Annotated in this window: 15 protein-coding genes; 6 read left to right on the top strand and 9 right to left on the bottom strand. The window is 68.2% G+C overall.

Annotated features, from left to right (window positions below):
* From AC1DF3_RS23750 to AC1DF3_RS23790, 9 genes are all read right to left on the bottom strand, one after another.
* Positions 1-762, bottom strand: coding sequence for an ABC transporter ATP-binding protein (locus tag AC1DF3_RS23750; protein WP_478141030.1), 762 nt, complete (start codon positions 760-762; stop codon positions 1-3).
* Between the two features lie 5 nt (positions 763-767).
* Positions 768-1,727 carry a branched-chain amino acid ABC transporter permease gene (locus tag AC1DF3_RS23755; protein ID WP_478141031.1) on the bottom strand — a complete coding sequence of 320 codons (960 nt, stop codon included), beginning with the start codon at positions 1,725-1,727 and terminating at the stop codon, positions 768-770.
* Complete coding sequence (locus tag AC1DF3_RS23760; protein WP_286534255.1) at positions 1,724-2,599, bottom strand: branched-chain amino acid ABC transporter permease; 876 nt, start codon at positions 2,597-2,599, stop codon at positions 1,724-1,726. The genes AC1DF3_RS23755 and AC1DF3_RS23760 overlap by 4 nt, the downstream gene beginning before the upstream one ends.
* A gap of 65 nt (positions 2,600-2,664) precedes the next feature.
* Positions 2,665-3,804: an ABC transporter substrate-binding protein gene (locus AC1DF3_RS23765; protein WP_478141032.1), complete on the bottom strand. Its 1,140-nt coding sequence runs from the start codon at positions 3,802-3,804 to the stop codon at positions 2,665-2,667.
* A gap of 102 nt (positions 3,805-3,906) precedes the next feature.
* Positions 3,907-5,022, bottom strand: coding sequence for a DUF2855 family protein (locus tag AC1DF3_RS23770; protein ID WP_478141033.1), 1,116 nt, complete (start codon positions 5,020-5,022; stop codon positions 3,907-3,909).
* A gap of 97 nt (positions 5,023-5,119) precedes the next feature.
* Positions 5,120-5,545 (bottom strand): organic hydroperoxide resistance protein, encoded by a 426-nt coding sequence (locus AC1DF3_RS23775; protein WP_286534250.1) that lies wholly within the window; start codon positions 5,543-5,545, stop codon positions 5,120-5,122.
* Between the two features lie 58 nt (positions 5,546-5,603).
* Complete coding sequence (locus tag AC1DF3_RS23780) at positions 5,604-6,059, bottom strand: MarR family winged helix-turn-helix transcriptional regulator (protein WP_478141034.1); 456 nt, start codon at positions 6,057-6,059, stop codon at positions 5,604-5,606.
* A gap of 100 nt (positions 6,060-6,159) precedes the next feature.
* Entirely contained in the window at positions 6,160-6,975 is an 816-nt protein-coding gene (locus tag AC1DF3_RS23785) for a crotonase/enoyl-CoA hydratase family protein (RefSeq protein ID WP_301805945.1), read from the bottom strand.
* A gap of 29 nt (positions 6,976-7,004) precedes the next feature.
* Positions 7,005-7,853: a 3-hydroxybutyryl-CoA dehydrogenase gene (locus tag AC1DF3_RS23790; protein ID WP_286534245.1), complete on the bottom strand. Its 849-nt coding sequence runs from the start codon at positions 7,851-7,853 to the stop codon at positions 7,005-7,007.
* Positions 7,854-8,031: 178 nt separating this feature from the next.
* Here AC1DF3_RS23790 and purT point away from each other — a divergent pair, with 178 nt between their 5' ends.
* The 6 genes from purT (at position 8,032) to AC1DF3_RS23820 (ending at position 13,994) form a co-directional block, all read left to right on the top strand.
* A complete protein-coding gene (gene purT / locus AC1DF3_RS23795) occupies positions 8,032-9,234 on the top strand; it encodes a formate-dependent phosphoribosylglycinamide formyltransferase (protein ID WP_301805943.1) in 1,203 nt (400 codons plus the stop codon).
* Between the two features lie 28 nt (positions 9,235-9,262).
* Positions 9,263-10,204, top strand: a complete 942-nt coding sequence (locus tag AC1DF3_RS23800; RefSeq protein WP_478141035.1) for an alpha/beta hydrolase — start codon at positions 9,263-9,265, stop codon at positions 10,202-10,204.
* Between the two features lie 165 nt (positions 10,205-10,369).
* Positions 10,370-11,113 carry a helix-turn-helix domain-containing protein gene (locus AC1DF3_RS23805; protein WP_478141039.1) on the top strand — a complete coding sequence of 248 codons (744 nt, stop codon included), beginning with the start codon at positions 10,370-10,372 and terminating at the stop codon, positions 11,111-11,113.
* A 103-nt stretch (positions 11,114-11,216) separates the two neighbouring features.
* Positions 11,217-12,092 (top strand): branched-chain amino acid ABC transporter permease, encoded by an 876-nt coding sequence (locus AC1DF3_RS23810; protein ID WP_286534241.1) that lies wholly within the window; start codon positions 11,217-11,219, stop codon positions 12,090-12,092.
* Positions 12,093-12,105: 13 nt separating this feature from the next.
* Positions 12,106-13,182 (top strand): branched-chain amino acid ABC transporter permease, encoded by a 1,077-nt coding sequence (locus AC1DF3_RS23815; RefSeq protein WP_286522068.1) that lies wholly within the window; start codon positions 12,106-12,108, stop codon positions 13,180-13,182.
* Positions 13,179-13,994, top strand: coding sequence for an ABC transporter ATP-binding protein (locus AC1DF3_RS23820; RefSeq protein ID WP_478141036.1), 816 nt, complete (start codon positions 13,179-13,181; stop codon positions 13,992-13,994). Before AC1DF3_RS23815 ends, AC1DF3_RS23820 begins: the two co-directional genes overlap by 4 nt.
* Positions 13,995-14,303: the final 309 nt, after the last annotated feature.

Genomic DNA, 14,303 nt, shown 5'->3' on the forward strand with positions numbered 1-14,303 from the left:
TCAGTTGCCCAGGTAGGCGTCCAGCACCTGCTTGTTCGCACGGATCTCCGCCGGGGTCCCGATCGCCATCACCCGGCCTTCCACCATCACCATGACGCGATGGCAGAGGTCCATCACGAAGTCCATGTTGTGCTCGATCACGACGAACGAACTGCGGGCGCCTTCGGACGGGCCGAGATTGAGCTCCTTCAGCAGCGTGCCGATGCCGCCGACCAGCCCCGGGTTGACGCCCGCGCACGGTTCATCGAGCAGCACGACGTCCGGCTCGCTCATGAAGGCCATCGCGATGTCCACCAGCTTCTGCTGGCCGTAGGAGAGCTCCCCGGCCTTCTTGTCGGCCATGTGCCGGATGCGGAACCGGTCCATCAGCGCATCGGCCCGGGGCCCGAGCCCGGAGTCGGTCGGCGCGAACATGCGGCCGAACATCGAGCCGCGGTGCTCCTGCGCTGCCACGATGAGGTTGTCGCGCACGCTCATCCTGCCGAACACCTGGAGCGTCTGGAAGGTGCGCCCCACGCCCCGGCGGTTGAGTTGAAGCGGCCCGAGCGCCGTCACGTCCTCGCCCTTGAACTCGATCTTTCCTTCGTCGGGTTCGATCTGTCCCAGCATGCTGTTGAACAGCGTGGTCTTGCCGGAGCCGTTCGGCCCGATCACGCCGAAGATCTCGCCCGGGCGGATCTCGAAACTCACGCCGGCCACGGCCTGGATGGCGCCGTAGGCCTTCTTGAGGCCGGAGACTTTCAGGAGCGGCTGTTGAGTCATCGCATCTACAGGGCGCGCGCGGCCAGGGCCTGGCGCGACAGCCGCCGGGCCCGGATCCGGTCGGGCAGGCTCAGCAAGCCGTCGGGCAGCCAGATCATCAGCAGCACGACGGCCGTGCCGAACACGAACAGGTACCAGGCCTGGGCGAAGCGCAGCCACTCCGGCAGCACCACCCCCACCGCGGAACCGAGCAAGGGGCCGAGGAAGTAGCCGGGCCCGCCGACCACCACCATCAGGTACATCATGATCGACTGGCCCACCGTGAAGAGCGAAGGATCGATGAACTGGACCTGCGCCGCATAGAGGCCACCGGCGATGCCGGCGTAGGTGGCGCCGATGGCGAAGCTCAGCAGCGTGTAGCGGCGCGTGTCGATGCCCAGGCTCTCGGCCCGGATCGGGTTGTCGCGCAAGGCCTTGAAGGCCTTGCCCCAGGGACTGCGCAGCAGCGACGCCATCAGCCAGGCCAGCAGCAACGCGGCCGCCAGCACCAGGTAGTAGAAGGCCAGGTTGCGATCCAGGCTCAGCCCGCCCAGGCTGGGACGGGGGATGTTGTTGATGCCGAAGGTTCCGCCGGTGAGCCATTCCTCGTTGCGCATCACCAGCCAGAGCGCGGTGTTGAAGCCCAGCGTGGCGAAGGCCAGGTAGATGGTCTGCACGCGCAGCGCCGGAAAGCCCAGACCCAGGCCGACGGCGAAGCACAGCAGCGCACCCGCGGGCAGTCCCAGCCAGAAGCTGAAGCCTTCGCGCAGCAGGATGGCGGTGGTGTAGGCACCGATGCCGAAGAACGCCGCATGCCCCAGCGATTTCTGTCCCGCATAGCCCACGGTGAGGTTCAGCCCCATGTTCGCGATCACGAACACCAGCCAGGTCGTGAACAGGTGGATGCCGTAGTTCTTCAGACAGGCGGGCACGGCCAGCAGCAGGGCCAGCGCCAGTACGCCCAGCACCAGCGATGTCCTTTTCATACCTTGCGCTCCGGCTTGCGGCCCAAGAGCCCCTGCGGCTTGAACAGGATGACCACCATGAAGATCAGCAGCGCCACGGCATCCTTGTAGGCCGGCGACACGTAGGCCGCCGCCAGGTTCTCGCCCACCCCGACGATCAGGCCGCCCAGCAGGGCGCCGCGCGAGTTGTTGAAGCCGCCGATGATGGCGGCGAAGAAGGCCTTGTTGCCCAGCGACTCGCCCATGTCGAACTTGGCCAGGTAGGTGGGCGTCACGAGCAGCGCGGCGGCGGTGGCGAGCAGCGCATTGATCGCGAAGGTGTAGAAGATCATCCGCGGCACGTTGATGCCCAGCACCGCGGCGCTCTCGGTGTTCTGGGCCACCGCCTGCATGGCGCGCCCGGTGACGGTCCTGGCCAGGAACATCTGGGTCCCCACGACCAGCGCCACGGCAAAGGCGAAGGTGCCGATGTCGGTGGGCGACAGCACGACGCCGGCCAGTTCGAACACCCGGTCCGGGAACAACTGCGGAAAGGGCTGCGGCTCGGCGCTGTAGGCGGCGCGCACGCCGTTGCGCAGAGCGATCGACAGGCCGATGGTCGCCACCACGATCGGCATCATGCCGAAGCGAAAGAGCGGATCGACCAGGCCGCGCTTGAACAGCCACCCCAGCACCACGACGGCGACCACCGCCGTCAGCGCGAAGCTCAAACCCAGGGAAGCGCCGTGGTGCAGCAGGATGAGCATCATGAACGCCGGCAGCATCACGAATTCGCCCTGGGCGAAGTTGATGGTGCCCGAGGCCTGCCAGAGCAGGGTGAAGCCGAGGGCGGCCAGCGCATAGATGCTGCCGGTGGCCAGGCCGCTGAAGAAGAGCTGCAGGAAGTCGGTCATGCGTGCATCGCGTTGAAGGCCTCATCGAACGGTCGCACCGCCCGCCTGCTGCCGCGGGCCGCGCGCTACTTCTTGCTGTTCAATGGCGGAAGGGTCTCGACGACCAGGGTCTTGCCGTTGCGGATCTCCGTCATGAAGCTCTCGCGGTCGAGGTCGCCCTTGTCGTCGAAGCACACGTCCATCAAGATTCCGGGGTTCTGCTTGGCACTGAAGCAGCTGTTGCGCAGCGCGGCGGCCACGGCCTTGCGATCGAGCTTCCCGGCCTTCTCGATCGCCGCCTTCAGGATGTACACGCCGGTGTAGCCTTTGACGCCGTTGTGGTCGGAGACCGTGTTGTACTGGGCCTGGTAGCGCTTGCCGAAGTCCTGCAGCTGGGGCGCGTCCACCGTGAGCCCGACGTGCGCCACGGCCCCGTTGGCCGCCTCGCCCGCTAGTTCGACCACCTTGGCGCTGGTCAGCACGGTCTCGCCGATCATCGGCTTGTTCCAGCCCTGCTTGCGCAGCTCGCGCAGCAGGCGGGCCGACTCTTCTTCGTTGGTGTAGGCGAAGAGGGCATCGGCCCCCGACTGCTTGGCCTGGATCACCGCGGCGGAGAAATCCACCTGGCCCGATTCGGTGGAGATCTCGGCCACGATCTGGGTCGGCGAGTTGGCCAGCAGCTGCTTGATGGCCGCCTGGCCGCCCTTGCCGAAATCGTTGTTCACGTAGATGACGGCCAGCTTCTTCGACTTGGCGTTGATGTAGCGTGCCAACTTGGGGAAGGCGACGCTCTGCCCGAACGAGGTCCGGAACACGTAGGGGTTGCCCTGCTGGGTGATGGACGCCGCCTCGCCGCCCGTGAAGTTGGGCGTCTCCGCGCGTTTGCTCTCCGCCATCGACACCATGATCGAGCCCGAGAACACCGGACCGAAGATGGCGAAGACCTCGTTGTCGACCGCCTTCTGGGTGAGGCCCTTGGCCACGCCCGGATTGGTCTGCGTGTCTTCCGTGGTGAAGCTGATCTTCTTGCCCTGGATGCCCCCCGCGGCGTTGATCTCCTTGATCGCCATTTCGACGCCGTTCTTGAACATCGTGCCGGACGTCGTGCCGGGGCCCGAGAGTTCGACGATGTTGGCGATCTTGATGTCCTGGGCGTGCAGCAGGCCCGCCCCGGCGGCCAGCAGCCCGACCAGGGCCAGACGGACGAATCTCGATGAACGGCGCATCTATGTCTCCTGAACGAATGGGCGCTTCGAGCGAGGCCTGCCTCGCCGAGCGCCTGCAAATGTCCTCGAAAATCGATCGCGCGGGTTCGTCAATTCACCCGTTTACGGGTTTTCACGGGTGAGCGTGAGGATGTGTCCGACCCGCGGATCGCCGCGGCCCGCCAATACCGCCGCATAGGCCTCTTGCACGGCCGCTGCGCCCGCGTGGTGCTCGGCCGTGAGCCACGGCGCCTTCGCGTCCGCGACGCGGTCCAGGAAGGCCTCCCAGGCCTGCACCATGCGTTGGCCGAACTGCGCCGGGCCCCAGTCGCCGCTTCGCTTCTTGACCTGCGCCGGGGCGAAGAACAAGGTGGCGCGCGGGCCGGGCAGGCTCTTGCCGGCGCCGCTGGCCGCCAACTGGTCGACATGGGTGCCGCCGATCGAGGCGCTGTGCTTCAGGTTCGTGAAGCGGGTGTGGACCTCGCGCCGCAGTGCGCCGTTGCCGGCGAAGTCGACATAGACACAGGGCACGTCGGCCGCGACCTGGTCCAGATCTTCGTATGCGAGCACGCGGTGGTAGCACCCCAGGCTCTCGCAGAAGGCCTTGTTGGCCGCCGAGGTCAGGCCGACCACCTCGATGCCCTCGCGCCGGGCCAGCTGGAAGGCGGTGCCGTAGGCGGTCTTGCTCGACGCGCTCGACAGCAGCGCGACCCCGGGGCGGGCGCCGAAGAAGTCGTTGTCGTCGAGGAAGTCGTCGATCAGCCAGGAAGTGAGGAACAGCGGCCGCAGCAGGGCCTGCAGGTCTTCGGTGCCGGGGCTGTAGAGCGGGTCGGAGCGCGTGCGCAGGTACTGGTTGTAGACCGCGGGCAAGGCGCTGCGGTGCGGTGCGGCGTCGGTGAAGCGCTCGGGCGACAGGCGCTCGGGCGTCAGCACCGCGCTGGCGGTCATGGGAAAGTAGCCGTAGAGACGCTCGCCCACGGCCACGCCCGGATGCAGCGACTGCGACACCGTCGCGAAGCCCCACACCGGGACGATGCCCCAGCCCTCTTCGCCGCTCGGGAAGAACTGCCAGTAGCTCATCGCATCGCCGAAAGCCGCGTAGGTGATGTTGTTCGAGGTCAGCGCGAAGCGGTCGATGCGCACGCGCACCTGGCCGTCGGCGAGCGGTTGTTCGGCGGCGCCGCGCAGGCGGGTGGTGTGGAGGTCGTCCTTGCGGACCAGCAGGGTGTCGTTGCTCATCCGGCGACCTTAGCGCAGAGGGCGTGCGGGCGCATGAGAAAAAGCCCGGCGAGGGGTCGCTCAGGCGACGCCGGGCCGGGCTGGCGCTATCGCCCGATCAGACGATCGACAGCTCCACGTCGATGTTGCCGCGGGTGGCGTTCGAGTACGGGCAGACCTGGTGCGCGGTCTCGACCAGCAGCTTCTTCTGCGCGTCGTCCAGGCCCGGCAGCGTGATCGCGAGCTTGACCGCGATGCCGTAGGCCTTGCCTTCGTTGATCGGGCCGAGCGAGACGCTGGAGTCGATGGCGACGTCGTCCGGCACCTTGACGCTGATCTTCGGGCCGACGGCCTTCATGGCGCCGATGAAGCAGGCGGCGTAGCCGACCGCGAACAGCTGCTCGGGGTTGGTGCCGGGCTTGCCCGAGCCGGGCGGGCTGAGCTTGACGTCGATCGCGCCGTCGCTGGACTTGCCGGCGCCGTCGCGGCCGCCGACGGTATGGGCTTCGGCGGTGTAGAGAACCTTGTCGAGCTTGGTGGTCATGGTGATTCCTTTGCAGTGGTGGAGGGAGGGACGAAAAAAGTGGGGCAGGGGACCGGGGTCAGGCCGCCTTCTTGATGCGGTCGCGCAGGGCCTGGACCTGCTGCGTCAACGAAATCAGTTCGGGCACCGAGCATTGGGAGGCCGCCATCAGGCAGCCGGGAACCTCGGCCGCACGGGCCTTGAGCCTGCGGCCCGCGGCCGTGAGGCTGACATGCACCCGGCGCTCGTCCGCGGTGTCGCGGATCCGTGCCACCAGGCCGCTGGCTTCGAGCCGCTTGAGCAGCGGGGTCAGCGTGCCCGAGTCGAGCGACAGCCGCCCGCCCAGCTCGGAGACCGTGAGGCCGTCGCGCTCCCACAGCACCAGCAGCACCAGGTACTGCGGGTAGGTGAGGCCGAGCTTGTCGAGCAGCGGCTTGTACAGCCGCGTCATGGCCAGCGAAGCCGAATACACGGCGAAGCAGAGCTGGTTGTCCAGCTTCAGCAGTTCGTCGGCGGAGAGGCTCGTGGAGGGCATGGGCTGAATTGTAGCGAGCAATTAAATTGTGCGCAATATAAATGTCGCCGACAGGGCCTTTGCCGCTTCGGCCACCACCTGGCGGCCGAAAACCGGCGCTTCAACGGCCGCTGAAGCGCGCGGGCCGGCGCTCGACGAAGGAGCGCACGCCTTCGGCCGCGTCCTCGCTGTTGGCGAGGCGCTGCTGCACCGGGATGAATTCCTCGACCGCCGCCAGCGGCCCCTGCTCGATCGCCTTGATGACGTTCAGCCGGGTCGCGACCACCGCCAGCGGCGCCTGGGCCGCGATCCGCTGCGCGATGCGCAGCGCCTCGTCGAGCTCCTTGCCGGCCGGTACCACGCGCTGCACGAAATTGAGGCGGAAGGCCTCGGCGCTGTCGAACTCGTCGGCCGTGAGCAGGTGCAGCATCGCGTTGCCGAGTCCGGCGCGCTCGGCCATCCGCAAGGTGGCGCCGCCGGTGGCCATGATGCCGCGCTGCACCTCCATCTGCGAGAAGCGGCAGTTGTCGGCCGCCACCACGATGTCGGCGCCCAGCATCAGCTCGATGCCGACCGTGAAGCAGATGCCCTTGACCGCCACCACCATCGGCTTGGTGCGCCGTCGGTAGCCGGCCAGGCCGAAGTCGTGCGGCTCGACCAGGCCCTGCGGCACGGCCTTCTCGCCGCGCTTCATGTATTCGGCCACGGCCGGCAGGTCGAGGCCGGCCGTGAAGTGGTCGCCGAACGCATGCAGCACGCCCACGCGCAGCGCGGGATCGTCGTCGAGCCGCGTGTAGGCCTCGGCGAGCTGCTTGAACATCGGCGGCGTCCAGCCGTTGCGCTTGGCGGGCCGGTTGATGCCGATCAGCAGCACGTGGTCGAGCACCTGGGTGTCGATGCAGCCTTCGATGGGCGGGGTGGTGGGGGTGGCGGTCATCTGTGCTCCTGGTCTGTCCCGCAAGGTCATCAGTAGGTATACACGCCGCGCTTGGTCTTGCGCCCCAGCTGCCCCGCCGCCACCATTTCCTTCAGCAGCGGGCAGGGGCGGTACTTGGAGTCGCCGAACTGCTCGAGATAGACCTCCATCACCGCCAGGCAGACGTCAAGACCGATCATGTCGGCCAGGGCCAGCGGGCCGATCGGCTGGTTGCAGCCGAGCTTCATGCCGGCGTCGATGTCCTCGGCGGTCGCCAGGCCCTCGGCCAGCACGAAGAAGGCCTCGTTGATCATCGGCACCAGGATGCGGTTGACCACGAAGCCCGGCGCGTTCTTCACCGTGATCGGCGACTTGCCGAGTTTCACCGCCAGTTCCTTCACCGCGTCGTGGGTGGCGTCGCTGGTCAGGTAGCCGCGGATGATCTCCACCAGCGCCATCATCGGCACCGGGTTGAAGAAGTGCATGCCGATGAAGCGGTCGGCGCGCGAGGTGGCGGCGGCCAGTTGCGTGATCGAGATCGACGAGGTGTTCGACGCGATGATCACCTCGGGCGCCAGCAGCTCGTCGACCTGCTTGAGGATCTTGAGCTTGAGCGCGTGGTTCTCGGTCGCCGCCTCGATCACCAGCTGGGCCGCCTTCAGGTCGTCATAGTTGGTCGAGCCCTTGATCAGCGCCAGCGCGGCGTCCTTCTGGGCGGCCGTGAGCTTGTCCTTCTTGATCAGGCGGTCGAGGCTGCCCGCCACCGTGGCGATGCCCTTGTCGACCGCGGCCTGGGCGATGTCGACCATGACCACGTTCACCCCCGCGACCGCGCAGGCCTGCGCGATGCCGTTGCCCATCGTTCCCGCCCCGATGATGCCGACCGTCTGGATTGCCATGAGAAATACTCCTTGAACTGAGAAATGAAAGAGGAGGGGCGCCGCCCGGGGGGCGGCATCCCGTGGCGGTGATTGTGAAACAGAGCGCGAGGGCCCACGTTGCCGTCCGTGACAGCGCCGCAGCGGCCGGGAGTGATTTAAAGTGCCGCGTTGCTTTTCCACCGCCACGAATCGACCCATGACCACCCTCGGCACGCCCCTTTCCCCTTCCGCCACCCGCGTGATGCTGCTCGGCTCCGGCGAGCTCGGCAAGGAGGTGCTGATCGCCCTCCAGCGCCTCGGCGTCGAGACCCTCGCGGTCGACCGCTACGAGAACGCGCCCGGCCAGCAGGTGGCCCACCACGCCCGCACCATCACGATGAGCGATCCGGCCCAGCTGAAGGCGCTGATCGAGGCCGAGCGGCCGCAGCTGGTGGTGCCCGAGATCGAGGCCATCGCCACCCCGATGCTGCAGGAGCTGGAGGACGCCGGCGTGGTGCGGGTGATCCCCACTGCCCGGGCGGCCCGCCTCACGATGGACCGGGAAGGCATCCGCCGCCTGGCCGCGGAGACGCTGGGCGTGCCGACCAGCCCCTACAAGTTCTGTGATTCCCTGGCCGAGCTGCAGGCGGCGATCGATGGCGGGATCGGTTATCCGTGCATCGTCAAGCCCGTGATGAGCAGCTCGGGCAAGGGCCAGAGCAAGATCGACGGCCCGGCCGACGTCCAGAAGGCCTGGGACTACGCCATGGCCGGCGGCCGCGTCAGCCACGGCCGGGTGATCGTCGAGGGCTTCATCGATTTCGATTACGAGATCACGCTCCTGACGGTGCGCGCGCCCGACGCCGCCGGCGTGGTGCAGACGCAGTTCTGCGAGCCGATCGGCCATGTGCAGGTGAGCGGCGACTATGTCGAGAGCTGGCAGCCGCACCCGATGGCGCCGGCCGCCCTGCAATTGGCGCAGCAGATCGCCCGGACCGTCACTGCCGACCTCGGCGGCCAGGGCCTGTTCGGCGTCGAGCTGTTCGTCAAGGGCGACCAGGTCTGGTTCAGCGAGGTCAGCCCGCGGCCGCACGACACCGGCATGGTGACCATGGCGACCCAGTGGCAGAACGAGTTCGAGCTGCACGCCCGCGCGATCCTCGGGCTGCCGGTCGACACCACGCTCAAGAGCCCCGGCGCCAGCGCCGTGATCTATGGCGGCGTCGACGCCACCGGCATCGCCTTCGACGGCGTGGCCGAGGCACTGGCGGTGCCGGGCGTCGACCTGCGGCTGTTCGGCAAGCCCGAGAGTTTCGTCAAGCGCCGCATGGGTGTGGCGCTGGCGCATGCGGCCGACATCGACACGGCGCGGCGCAATGCCAAGGAAGCCGCCTCGCGCGTGAAGCCGCGCAAAGCCTGATTCCTCCAGACCCCGGAGCCCCACACAGATGCTGCACCCCCAAGCCCAGGCCTTCATCGACCTCCTCGTGCAGCGCGGCGTGCCGCCCACGCACACGCTGACGCCGGCCGAGGCGCGCAAGTTCTATCGCGAGCGGCGCGCCTTGACGCAGCCCGATCCCGCTGAGGTGGCGCAGGTGCGCGAGCTGCAGGCCGACGGCCCGCACGGCCCGATTCCGCTGCGCCTCTATCGCCCGCTCGGCAGCGCCGCCTCCGCGCTGCTGCCGGTGCTGGTGTACTACCACGGCGGCGGCTGGACCATCGGCGACCTCGACACCCACGACTCGCTGTGCCGCGAGCTCTGCAACGGCTCAGGCTGCGCGGTGGTGGCGGTCGACTACCGCATGGGGCCGGAACACCGCTTTCCGGCGGCGGTCGACGACGTGCTGGCGGCGACGCGCTGGGTGCGCCGCGAAGCGGCCGCGCTCGGCGTCGATGCGCAACGGCTCGCGGTCGGCGGCGACAGCGCGGGCGGCAACCTGGCGGCCGTGGTCGCGATCGCGGCGCGCGACGCCGGCGACCTGCCGGTGGCCTGGCAGCTGCTGATCTACCCGGCCACCGACATGCGCCGCATCCACCCGTCGCACACCACCAACGGCCAGGGCTACGTGCTGACCCGCGACACCATCGGCTATTTCCACGACCACTACATCGCGGATGCGGCCCAGGACCTCGACTGGCGCGCCTCGCCGTTGCTGCGCGAAGACCTCGCGGGCCTGCCGCCGGCGCTGGTCCTCACCGCCGGCTACGACCCGCTGCGCGACGAGGGCCTGGACTACGCGCGGGCGCTGACCGCCGCCGGCAACCGGGCGAGCTACGTCTGCTTCGAGCGCCAGATCCACGGCTTCATCACCATGGGCCGGCTGCTCGACGAGGCCAACACGGCGGTGGCGCTGTGCGCCGCCGAACTGCGCCGCGCGTTGGTCCGTTAGGGAAAGTCCCCGCGCGATCGCCGACCCGGTGGGCGCGGTCCGCCGCTACGATCGACCGATGGCGTCGCCGGCCACCGGGCCGTCCGTCGCCCAGCGGAGGAGACGGCATTGGTCAGCAGGCAAGCGAAGCATGCGCCGCGCGGCAACGACCGCGGCGAGCGCCTCATGTGGATCACCTCGCAGCGCGTGTTCTACGCCGGGCTCCTGGGCGCGGCGGCGGAGCGCAGCATCGGCGGCCTCGGCATCTACCTGTCGCCCACCGGCGCGCCGCTGCGCATCCGCATCGGCGGCGGTGCCTGGCAGCGCGGCGAGCTGATGGTGGTGCCGCCCCTGGTGCCGCACCAGATCGCGACCGATCACCGCAGCATCCTCAGCCTGCTGATCGAACCCGAGTTCGTCGACCCGGCGCAGATGCCTGATTTCCTGCAGCGCTGCGGGCCGGTCGATGCGCCGGCCTTCGTCCAGCGGGTGCGCGACGTCCATGCACTGCTCGCCGCCGCATCGGGACGAGAGAGTTTCGAGCGCTTCGACTTCGACACGCTGTTGTTCGACGCGCCGCTGGCGCCGCGACCGCTCGATCCGCGCATCCGCAGCGTGATCGAGCGCATCAACGCCGATCCCGCGGCGCCGGCCTCGGCCGAGCAATGCGCCGCCTCGGTGACGCTGTCGTTCTCGCGCTTCCTGCATCTGTTCAAGCAGGAGACCGGCCTGACCTTCCGCGCCTTCAGGGCCTGGAAGCGGGCCCGCAGCCTTTTGCGCCACGTGCGCCAGAGCGCCACGCTGACCGATATCGCACTCGACACCGGCTACCCCGACTCGACCCACTTCAGCCACTCGATCCGCCAGGTCTACGGCCTGCGTCCCAGCGACATCCTCGCCGGATCGCGGCGGCTCGCCGTGCACCAATGAGGCGCGCGCGGGCCGCCCGCGCGAACCCGATGCGGGACAACCCTCTGCAGGGCGTGCACGAGTCGCCGCTATAAACCGCGAAACCCGAACGAGACACTTCTTCTTGCAAATCCTTCAGCTCCTGCTCTCAGGCATCGCACAAGGCTGCATCTACGGTCTGATCGCGCTGGGCTTCGTGCTGATCTACAAGGCCACCGAGACCGTGAGCTTCGCGCAGGGCGAACTCATGATGCTCGGCGCCTTCTGCGCCTTCGCCGGCATGTCGCTGTTCGGGCTGCCCTTCTGGCTCGCCGCGCTGCTGGCGGTGGGGGCGATGGTGGCCTTCGGCGTGCTGCTCGAGCTGGTCGTGATCCGCCCGATCCTGGGCCAGCCGCAGTTCTCGATCGTCATGCTGACCATCGGCATCGGCTACGTGGCGCGCGGCCTGGTGACGATGATCCCGGGCATCGGCACCGAGACCCACACGCTGCCGGTGCCCTACAAGGACCAGATCTGGAAGCTCGGCGAGCTGGTGGTCAACCTCGAGCAGCTGGCCATCATCGCCGCCACGGCGGTGCTGTGCGGGCTGCTGTTCGCGATGTTCCGCTACAGCAAGCTCGGTATTGCGATGCAGGCCTCGTCGCAGAACCAGCTGGCGGCCTACTACATGGGCATTCCGGTGAAGCGGCTCAACGGCCTGGTGTGGGGCCTGGCCGCGGCGGTGGCGGCGATCGCCGGCATGCTGCTGGCGCCGATCACCTTCGTGCACGCCAACATGGGATTCATCGGCCTCAAGGCCTTCCCGGCCGCGGTGGTGGGCGGCTTCGGCAGCCTGCCGGGCGCGATCGTCGGCGGCCTGGTGATCGGCATCGTCGAGTCCTTCGCGGGCTTCTACCTGCCGGACGGCTTCAAGGACACGGCGCCGTACATCGTGGTGCTGGTGATGCTGATGGTGAAGCCCAACGGCCTGTTCGGCGAAAAGCTGCGCAAGAAAGTCTGAGGACGCCCCTTTCATGCGCTACATCTTCAAGACCAGCTACACGCAGGACATCGACCTCGCCAGGCATGGCGGCCATGTCTTCTGGTACAGCCTCCTCGGCGTCGCGCTGATCGCCGCGCCCTGGGTGGTGCCCGAGTACTGGCTGGCGCAGCTGACCTTCGTGCTGATCTACGGCATCGTCGGCCTCGGCCTGATGCTGCTGGCGGGCTTCACGGGCCAGTTCTCGATCGGCCATGCGGCCTTCCTCGGCACGGGGGCCTACACGCAGGCGGTGCTCAGCAACATGGGGGTGCCGTTCCCGGTGGCGCTGGTCGCGGCGGCGGCGCTGTCGGCTGCGGTCGGCGTGGTGGTGGCGCTGCCGGCACTGCGCGTGAAAGGCATCTACCTCGGCATTGCCACCCTGGCCTTCGGCTTCATCGTCGAGGAGGTGTTCGCGCGCTGGGAGAGCGTCACCGGCGGCAACTCGGGCCTGCACGTGAAGTCGGCCAGCCTGTTCGGCTGGGAGCTCAACTCGAGCGAGAGCTTCTACATGGTCTGCCTGATCGTCGCGGTGCTGTGCACGCTGGCCATCCTGAACCTGCTGCGCTCGCCCACCGGCCGGGCCTTCGTCGCGATCCGCGATTCCGAGATATCGGCGCAGAGCATGGGCATCCACCTGGCGCGCTACAAGACGATGTCGTTCGCGATCTCGGCCGCGCTGGCGGGCCTGGGCGGCGCGCTGTACGCGCACAAGCTGAGCTTCATCTCGCCCGACCAGTTCAGCATCCTGCAGTCGATCGACCTGCTGCTGCTGGTGGTGATCGGGGGCCTGGGGTCGGTGCACGGCGCCTTCCTCGGTGCGATCTTCCTGATCGCGATGCCGCAGCTGATCGCGTCGGCCAAGGACTGGCTGCCCGAGGCCATCGGCCAGGCGCCCGGGCTGCAGGGCCTGGTCTACGGCCTGGTGCTGATCGCCTTCGTGCTGTTCGAGCCGCTCGGCCTCTACGGGCGCTGGCTCAAGGTGCGCACCTGGCTGCAGTTGTTTCCGTTCTACCGGCGCGGCCTGTTCAAGCGGCAGAAATCCTTCACCAAGTCGGACCGGCTCAGATGACGACACCCGACATCCTGCTTTCCGCCCGGGACCTGAGCGTGCGCTTCGGCGGCGTGCTGGCGGTCAACAAGGTGAGCTTCGACGTCCGCCGGGGCGAGGTCTTCACGCTGATCGGGCCGAATGGTGCGGGCAAGACCACGGTGTTCAACCTGATCAGCCGCATCTACACGCCGACCACCGGCGAGATCGTCTGGCATGGCGGCGGCGCGCCGCTGGCGCTGACCGAGCAGGCGCCGCACGAGATCGCGGCGCTGGGCATCGCGCGCACCTTCCAGAACATCGAGTTGTTCGAGCACGCGACCGTGCTGCACAACCTGCTGATCGGCCGCCACACGCACCGCCAGACCGGTTTCTGGAGCGAGGTGTTCTTCACGCCCGCCACCCGCCGGGCCGAGATCGCGGCGCGCGAGAAGGCCGAGCAGGTGATCGACCTGCTCGACCTGCAGCACCACCGCGACTCGATGGTGGCGGGTCTGCCCTACGGCGTGCGCAAGGTGGTCGAGCTGGCGCGCGCGCTGTGCACCGAGCCCAAGCTGCTGCTGCTCGACGAGCCTTCGTCGGGCCTCAATGTCGAGGAAACGGCCGACATGGCGTTCTGGATCCAGGACATCCAGCATGAACTCGGCATCTCGGTGCTGATGGTGGAGCACGACATGTCGCTGGTGTCGAAGGTTTCGGACCGGGTGCTGGCGATGAACATGGGCGAGGCGCTGGCCTCGGGGACGCCTTCGGAAGTCCAGTCGGATGCTCGGGTGATCGAGGCTTATCTGGGGACTGTGGATGACGTGAGCAGCTTGCGGAGGGTTGCTTGATGCTTTCTTCGTTGTCGTTGTCGTTGTCGTTGTCGTTGGGGCGGGCGCCCGGCACGCGGTGTGGGCCGGGCCCAGGGGGTGATCAAGGATCCGTGGCGTCTCCAACGCCGATGCAACCCCGACGTGTCAGCGGTGGCGGGCGGTATGCCCTGGGCCGGCCGTTGAGGCACCGCCGAGCAGCGGAGCGGCAGGCGGATCAGGGCCGCGCGTGTTTGAGTGGAGCGCAGCGGAGCGAGTTTGCGCGGACCCCGCCTGTCGCGAGCAGCGCAGGGAAGCCCGAAGGGCCGGTGACGTCGGCCGGTCCAGGGC

The organism is Variovorax sp. 10N432, assembly GCF_056394465.1.